Annotated in this window: 7 protein-coding genes; 6 read left to right on the top strand and 1 reads right to left on the bottom strand. The window is 44.4% G+C overall.

Annotation, left to right across the window (positions count from 1 at the left end):
• Nucleotides 1–282: 282 nt before the first annotated feature.
• From rlmN to IM515_RS22260, 6 genes are all read left to right on the top strand, one after another.
• Complete coding sequence (gene rlmN / locus IM515_RS22285; protein WP_287627773.1) at nucleotides 283–1,296, top strand: dual-specificity RNA methyltransferase RlmN; 1,014 nt, start codon at nucleotides 283–285, stop codon at nucleotides 1,294–1,296.
• 88 nt (nucleotides 1,297–1,384) lie between these two features.
• Nucleotides 1,385–1,609, top strand: coding sequence for a rod-capping linker protein CpcD (gene cpcD / locus IM515_RS22280; protein ID WP_002772199.1), 225 nt, complete (start codon nucleotides 1,385–1,387; stop codon nucleotides 1,607–1,609).
• 287 nt (nucleotides 1,610–1,896) lie between these two features.
• Nucleotides 1,897–3,096, top strand: a complete 1,200-nt coding sequence (gene cpcD/petH, locus IM515_RS22275) for a bifunctional rod-capping linker CpcD/ferredoxin--NADP reductase PetH (RefSeq protein WP_287627775.1) — start codon at nucleotides 1,897–1,899, stop codon at nucleotides 3,094–3,096.
• A gap of 216 nt (nucleotides 3,097–3,312) precedes the next feature.
• Entirely contained in the window at nucleotides 3,313–4,155 is an 843-nt protein-coding gene (locus tag IM515_RS22270; RefSeq protein WP_287627777.1) for a ChaN family lipoprotein, read from the top strand.
• A gap of 379 nt (nucleotides 4,156–4,534) precedes the next feature.
• Nucleotides 4,535–5,410: a 3'(2'),5'-bisphosphate nucleotidase CysQ family protein gene (locus IM515_RS22265; protein WP_287627779.1), complete on the top strand. Its 876-nt coding sequence runs from the start codon at nucleotides 4,535–4,537 to the stop codon at nucleotides 5,408–5,410.
• A 59-nt stretch (nucleotides 5,411–5,469) separates the two neighbouring features.
• A complete protein-coding gene (locus IM515_RS22260) occupies nucleotides 5,470–7,341 on the top strand; it encodes a GTPase family protein (RefSeq protein WP_287627780.1) in 1,872 nt (623 codons plus the stop codon).
• Between the two features lie 185 nt (nucleotides 7,342–7,526).
• Here IM515_RS22260 and IM515_RS22255 read toward each other — a convergent pair whose 3' ends face one another.
• Nucleotides 7,527–7,733: a hypothetical protein gene (locus tag IM515_RS22255; RefSeq protein ID WP_002762605.1), complete on the bottom strand. Its 207-nt coding sequence runs from the start codon at nucleotides 7,731–7,733 to the stop codon at nucleotides 7,527–7,529.
• Nucleotides 7,734–7,943: the final 210 nt, after the last annotated feature.

Raw genomic sequence — 7,943 nt, 5'->3', positions numbered from 1 at the left:
CTTTCCGAAAGTCCTTGACTTGTTTTAGTTTTTCTATTAAGCTCAACATATCTTTCAAAAGTTGGCGGTCACTTCTCATTTTACCTGATAGTGATCGCTTTTACTTTTGATATTCTGATGGGAGAATGAAACAGCCCTACCTTGATAAGGGGGGTGTCTGAAAACTTTTAACACCCCTGCTTAAGTTATAGTTTTAAGTATTTAATTGACTAACAAAGACTAGAGAAGGAGCAAAGGGAAAAAATGTCAATTACAATGATAATGTGATCAACGATAATAATTATGACTTTACTGGCGAAATCTTTAGAGGAACTGACCGACTGGGTAAAAGACCAGGGACAACCCGCTTATCGGGGTAAACAATTACACCAATGGCTATACGAAAAAGGGGTGCATTCTTTGGCGGATATTTCCGTATTCCCCCAAGAATGGCGCAGCAAGCTGGCGGATTATCCTATCGGTCGTTCCCTTATACATTATCGCAGTGTAGCAGCCGATCGCACTCGTAAATATCTGCTAAAACTGGCCGATGGTTTAATTATCGAAGCGGTGGGAATTCCTAGTGAAAAAAGATTGACAGTCTGTGTTTCTTCCCAAGTGGGTTGTCCGATGGCCTGTGATTTTTGTGCCACGGGAAAAGGGGGGTTTACTCGTAATTTAAAAGCCTATGAAATCGTTGACCAAGTGTTAACAGTACAGGAGGATTTTCAACAGCGAGTTAGTCATGTGGTATTTATGGGGATGGGGGAACCTTTATTAAATATTCCCGAAGTGGTGACAGCGATTCATTGCCTCAATCAAGATGTGGGTATCGGTCAGCGTTGTTTAACGATTTCTACGGTGGGATTGCCCCAGAAAATCAAGCAACTAGCAGAACATAATTTACAAGTAACTTTTGCTGTTAGTCTCCATGCTTCTAATCAACAAGTTCGAGCCAAATTAATCCCCAGTGCCGACCATTATCCCCTAAGTAATCTGATTCAAGATTGTCAGGAATACGTTAAAATCACGGGACGAAGGGTGACATTTGAATACATTCTTTTAGCGGGAGTGAATGATTTACCCGAACACGCAAGGGAATTAGTCAAACTGGTAAAAGGGTTTCAATCTCACGTCAATTTAATCCCCTATAATCCTATTCAAGAGGTGGATTATCAACGGCCTGATGAAAAGAGAATTAAGGCTTTTAAAACTATTGTAGAACAGGAAAAAGTCGCCGTTACTGTCCGTTATTCGAGAGGTTTAGCGGCCAATGCGGCCTGTGGACAATTGCGATCGAGTGTCATGATAGAATAAACGGCTGTAAATCGGCCATTAACTAGATTGCTAGTCTCCCTGCTAGGCTAAACTAGAGAACTATAACATCAATGTCGGAGCCATTTCGATGCAAAGTCTCTCTAGTGCCAAAGAAAACCGCCTTTTTGTCTATGAAGTCGTCGGTTTGAGTCAAAATGACAAGACTGATAACCTAGATTATTCTATCCGTAAGAGTGGCAGTGTCTTTTTAACCGTTCCCTATAGCCGCATGAATCAAGAAATGCGTCGGATTACCCGTTTAGGCGCTCGCATCGTCAGCATTAAACCCTTAAACGCTGCTGCGGCCGAGTAGTTGAAAAAATAATTATCGCTAATATCTGTCCCCCGCTCTTGTCCTCATCAGGCCAACCAGGGGGATTTTTAGCATAAATGGGGAAAAGTAGCATAAATCTTAATAAAAAGTAAAATGCTGCAAATGTAACAGATTTTAACCAGAGAGTTGAGCTATTTTCAAGGAAAGGATAAAAGCGATGTCTGTGGTTTTTTTAAGATAACTCTCAATTAGTCCTAGGTGTAGTGTACCGATGGTAGGCTAAACTATGGAACGATTATCGTGACTTGAGTTGGGAGTTATATTTAATGTACAGTCCGAGTACACTAGCGGGAAACCGTTTATTTGTTTACGAAGTGGCGGGTCTCAATCAAAACGACAATACTGACAGCTTGGATTATTCAATCCGTCAGAGTGGAAGCGTGTTCTTCACGGTTCCCTACAGTCGCATGAATCAAGAAATGCGTCGGATTACCCGTTTAGGTGGTCGTATCGTCAGCATCAAACCCTTCAATGGGATTGCCCCCGTAGCAACTGTTTCTAGTGCCTCCACACCACAGCCAATCGCTCAATCATCGCCCGTCCCCGAACAGACCAAGAAAAAGGCCATGACTCAAGCGAAAGAAAAAACAGATATCCCCGTCAACATCTACCGTCCGAATCAACCCTTTATCGGCAAATGTATCGAGAATTATGCTCTCGTTGATGAGGGAGGTATCGGCATCGTACAACACGTCACCTTTGACCTTTCTGGGGGCGATTTACGCTATTTAGAAGGGCAAAGTATCGGTATTATCCCCCCGGGTAGCGATGCTAATGGCAAACCTCATAAATTGAGACTCTATTCGATCGCCTCCACCCGTCATGGTGATAAATTAGACGATAAAACCGTATCCCTCTGCGTGCGTCAGTTAGAATACCAACACCCAGAAACCAAGGAAACGGTTTATGGAGTTTGTTCCACCCATCTCTGTAATGTAGAGGTGGGTGATGATGTGGCTATTACCGGCCCCGTGGGTAAGGAAATGCTGCTGCCGGATGACGAAGATGCCACTATCATTATGATGGCCACTGGGACGGGAATCGCTCCTTTCCGAGCTTTCCTCTGGCGGATGTTCAAGGAACAACACGAAGATTATAAATTCAAAGGTCTAGCTTGGTTGATTTTCGGAGTTCCCAAAACGGCCAATATTCTCTACCAAGAAGAATTAGAGAAAATAGCGGCGGAATTCCCCGATAACTTCCGTCTCACCTATGCCATCAGTCGGGAACAGCAAAATCCCCAGGGCGGCAGAATGTATATTCAACACCGGGTAGCCGAACACGCTGACGAAATCTGGAATCTACTCCAAAGTCCCAAAACCCACGCTTATATGTGCGGACTGAAAGGGATGGAAGATGGTATCGACGATGCTATCAGTGGTGCCGCCGCTAAAAATGGCACCGATTGGTCTGTCTATCAGAAACAACTGAAAAAAGAACATCGCTGGCACGTAGAAACCTACTAAACCAAAAAGGTTCTCTGAAAAATTTTTCGGGTGGGCATTGCCCACCTTTTTTGTTATGGCTTCGGTTAAGATAAGTAGCTGGTTATAATTAAATTAAAAATGGATTTTAGGTTCGATCCCCCCTACCCCCCTTAATAAGGGGGGTGCCGATAGGCGGGGGGATCTGAAAGTTTTTAATACCTATCTACTTAGGTTTTTTAAAAGACCTTTAAAAAGATGAAATTCTCTCGACGCTTTTTTCCCGTTTTCCTTGCCCTCTGCTTACTGTTTATTTTGCTGCCCCAGGCCTGGAGTTTTACTAATAGCCAAAAACAAATTCTGGCAGCTTTAAAAACAGCCGAGATTATTTATCTGGGAGAAAGGCACGATAGTCAAGCCGATCATCAGGCACAATTAGCTATTATCGAGTATTTACAGGCCAATAATCCCCAAATAGCCATCGCTTTCGAGATGTTTCAACGTCCTTACCAAATCTATTTGGATCAGTATTTAGCTGGCAAAATTAGCGAAAATCAGTTGAGAGAAAAAAGTGAATACGACCAACGTTGGGGATTTGATTGGGAATTTTACGCCCCGATCCTGCGCTTGGCCAAGGCGAAAAAACTACCAGCTATCGCCCTAAATACACCCACGGAAATCACTAGAAAAGTGGCACGGGAGGGCTTAGAAAGCCTCTCCACCTCAGAAATGACCTACATCCCCCCTAAAAGCGAAATAAACCAGGATAACGAGGAATACCGTCAACAGATCTTAGCCGTTTATGAGCAACACACGGGGGGCAGTAGTCAGGGATTCGATCGCTTTTTTCTGGCACAGGTTCTCTGGGATGAAACCATGGCCGATGCGATCGCTAAATTCTGGCAAGCTCATCCCGACTATCAGATCATCGTCCTAGCAGGAAAAGGTCATATTGCCTACGGTTACGGTATTCCCAGTCGAGTCCAAAGAAGATTAGGCGATCGCGTCAGCCAGCGCTCGGTTTTCTTGGGAGACGCTCCTCAATTATCACCAGCAGAAACCAAAAAACCCGCCGATTATTTTTGGCAAGAGCAAAATTAAGCCAGTCGGAGGTTAGGAAGCAAGAGATGATAAGCTAATACCATTTTTCTTTATTCTTGACAGGTATATTACCCCCCCTTGCCCCCCGACCCCCCCGATGTCGGGGGGGGGCAGGGGGGGTGGGGGGTGAGGGCAATTAACCATCTCTGTCATTACTTTAGAAAAATGGTATAAGAAGCCAGTCTTTAAATTTCGCAGTTAATTTAGTGGCTCTTCTCGACTTTGTGTGATAATTTTTGCTTATGGAATCGTGAAATGCTTATCGGGCAAGACTTTTAGGGCTATTTTGCGGATATTCTATCAGTATAGACCTCGTTTCCACACAGAAACCAGAAGAGCCATTTAGTGGATAATAAGTCTGAAAAACTGAGGCTATTTTATGATTAATTTAACCTGTCAAGATACCGAAACGCTCGATCGCATTTTAGCTGTGACTCGTGCCGTCGGTTGGGGTGGTGCTAAAATCCTCCAATCCTACTACCGGGGTGAACAGGATTTAGCCGTCAACGAGAAGAAAAAAGGCGGACCAGTAACGGCGGCGGATTTAGCGGCAAATAACTATATTTTAGGGGAATTACAAACAAATTTTTCTGATATCGACTTTGGTTATCTGAGCGAGGAAACCCATCAGGGTAATGAAGCTATCCCGAAAGATTGGGTATGGATTATCGATCCTTTGGACGGAACCCGCGATTTTATCAACAAAACGGGAGAATATGCCCTACATATCGCCTTATGTTATCAGGGAAGACCGATCATCGCCGTGGTTGCCCTACCGGATCAAGAAAAACTCTATTTTGCCCAAAAAGGAAAAGGTACTTTTCTAGAAACTAGCGACGGAAATATTACACAGGTAAAAGTTGCCAATAAAGATAAAATTACCGATCTCTATCTGGTGGTTAGTCGTACCCATCGCAACCAACGTTTTGATAATTTATTAAGTCAAATACCCTTCTTGGGTAAAAATTATGTGGGTAGTGTGGGCCGTAAAATTGCCACGATCCTCGAACAAAAATCCGATGTTTATATCTCCCTATCGGGGAAATCGGCAGCTAAAGACTGGGATTTTGCCGCCCCAGAGTTGATTTTAACGGAAGCCGGCGGCAAATTCTCCTATTTTGACGGTCAACCGGTGCGCTATAATCGCGGCGATGTGCGGCAATGGGGTGGGATCATGGCCAGTAATGGTCCTTGTCATCAACAACTTTGTCAGTTGTCCACGGCAATCCTCGCCCAAATTGATGCCACTGTCTAATTTATGCCTCCTAACCGAGAATCAGAGATCGGTAGAATGGAAAAAAACCAGATCGAGCAATGTTACGGTTAAAAACTTGGCAAGGGTTGATTTTAGCAGTTCCGATCGCCGCCGTGGTCATCTTTCTGATCGTGGCCGCCAGTTTCCAGATCAATCAATGGGGTTTGAATTGGATTTGGGCAGTTTTTACCCTGATTTTTGTGGCTTGGCGCTTCCTGTTGGTCAAATGGACGCGCCCAGTAGTCGGGGAAATTGAAGCCACCATTGGGGAAATTAAGGCAGAATTAACCCCTCCTGAGGGTGATTCCGGGGGCAATGTCGAGGAAATTATCGAGAGGATTATCGTCGAGGCCCGCAATGATCGGCCGGTTTGGGAAGATTGGGCGACTTTTTGGCAACGCTGTCAGGATTTGGTCAGTGCCATCGCCCATATATATTACCCCGATGTCAAGTACCCCTTATTAAATATTTACATTCCCCAGGCCTACGGTTTAATTCGGGGAACCGTGGATGATAGCGATCGCTGGATGCAGAATCTTTCCCCGGCCCTGAATCAAATCACCATCGGCCAAGCCTATCAGGCCTACGAAGTTTATCAAAAATTGCAACCCTCGGCCCAGAAACTTTGGCAGGTCTGGAATTGGGCGCAATGGGTAATCAATCCCGCCGCGGCCGTGGCTAAAGTGGCTAGTCAAAAGTACAGCGATCGAGCGGATCAGCAATTATTGGTCAATTTGGGGCAAGTTTTGCGGGAAAATGCCCTGAGAAATCTCTCTCGCCAAGCGGTGTTACTCTACAGTGGCAGTAATCTCGCCCCCACTCTCCCCACCAAAACCAAAATCGCCACCACTACTCTCAAGGAAATTCTCGCCCAAGCGGAACCGATCACGGAAATCGATCGCCAACCGGTTAATATTCTGCTGGTTGGACGCACCGGGGCCGGCAAAAGCAGTTTAATCAATACTCTCTTTCGGGCCGATTTAGCCCAAGTGGATCTATTGCCTAGTACCGATGCGATTCAATCCTACCACTGGCAAACCCCAGAAGGGGACGAGTTAATCCTCTGGGATACCCCGGGCTATGAACAGTCAAATCGGGCTGATTATCGGCAAAAGGTTCTTAATTATGCCAAAAACGCCGATTTATTGATTCTTGTCACCCCCGCCCTCGATCCCGCCCTGGCCATGGATGAGGCTTTTCTTAAAGATTTGCAACAAACTATTGACAATTTACCAGTTATAGTCTGTGTTTCTCAAGTCGATCGCCTGCGTCCGCTGCGAGAGTGGCAACCCCCCTATAATTGGCTGACGGGAGAAAGTCCTAAAGAAGTCAATATCCGCGAATGTTTGCAGTATCGGGCGGAATTATTCGAGGATCTCTGCGATCGCATCTTGCCGATGGTCAGTCAACAGCCGGATAGAGAAGCTTGGGGGGATGAGGAGTTATCAATCGCTTTGCTGGGGGCAATTTCACCCGCAAAACAGTTGCGTTTAGCCCGTTTTTTAGCGGATTTAGAAACTCGAACCCTGGCAGCGGCGAAAATAATCGATCGCTATACTTTACAGATGGCCACGGGACAAGGTTTAACGGCCCTATTAAAAAGTCCTATTCTCGGTTTTATCTCCACTTTAGCCACGGGAAGACCGACTTTAGCCTATCTTTTAGCTGAACAAATTCCTGTGGAACAATTACCAGTAGCGATCGGTAAATTACAGATGGCCTACGAGCTTTCTTCTCTCTTAAATACGGAGAATAAAAGTTTTGATTTATTGGCACTTTGGCCAATACTATTAGAAAATTCTAGCACTGCCGACAGGGAAGCTTGGGCTTGGGGTCATGCTCTGGTAGAATATTGGACAAAGAACCTATCGATCGAACAGTTCCGGTCAAGTTATCAGGGGTATTTAGAAACGACAAAAACAGGCCTGTAGCCAGATTAATTAAGCTAAAACTTTCTTCCTCTTTAAAAGTATAGGAGAGTGGGGAGGAGAGGTTTCTGGGGTTGAGATTTCTGGCCTTTGTACTAAAATTACCGATTTTGGAAGAGCCAAAGAAGCGCTGGGATATTTTGGGTTGTTAACTTCCTCTGTCTCATTTTTTGAATCACTGGTCATAACTAGACAATTAGTAGTGGTCTCTGTTCATTACCTTTTTGCAGTATTAATTGAGTATCTTCCTCTGTCTCAGTTTTAGCATATAAAGCCATGAGTTTTAATCCTTTACGAATGACTTCAGACTCTGTTAAGTCTAGCTCTTTAGCTATTTCTTTAAGATATTCAGAGTCCTTTTGACTAAGATTTACTCGAAATTGTCTGGTGGCCATTTTTTTTTGTTAATTTAGTGAATTATTGATTATATCGATGGTGGTATCTGTAAGGTCGAGAAGAGCCATTTTTACCATCGAGGGCTATAGTAGGGTCAATTCATGAACTATAGTAGGGTCAATTCATGAACTATAGTAGGGTCAATTCATGAACTATAGTAGGGTCAATTCATGAACTATAGTAGGGTCAATTCATGAACTATAGTAGGG

The sequence above is a fragment of the Microcystis sp. M44BS1 genome (assembly GCF_020244875.1).
GTDB lineage: Bacteria > Cyanobacteriota > Cyanobacteriia > Cyanobacteriales > Microcystaceae > Microcystis > Microcystis panniformis.
Note: the sequence above shows the minus strand (reverse complement) of the source record. Positions and strands in the feature narration are given on the sequence as shown.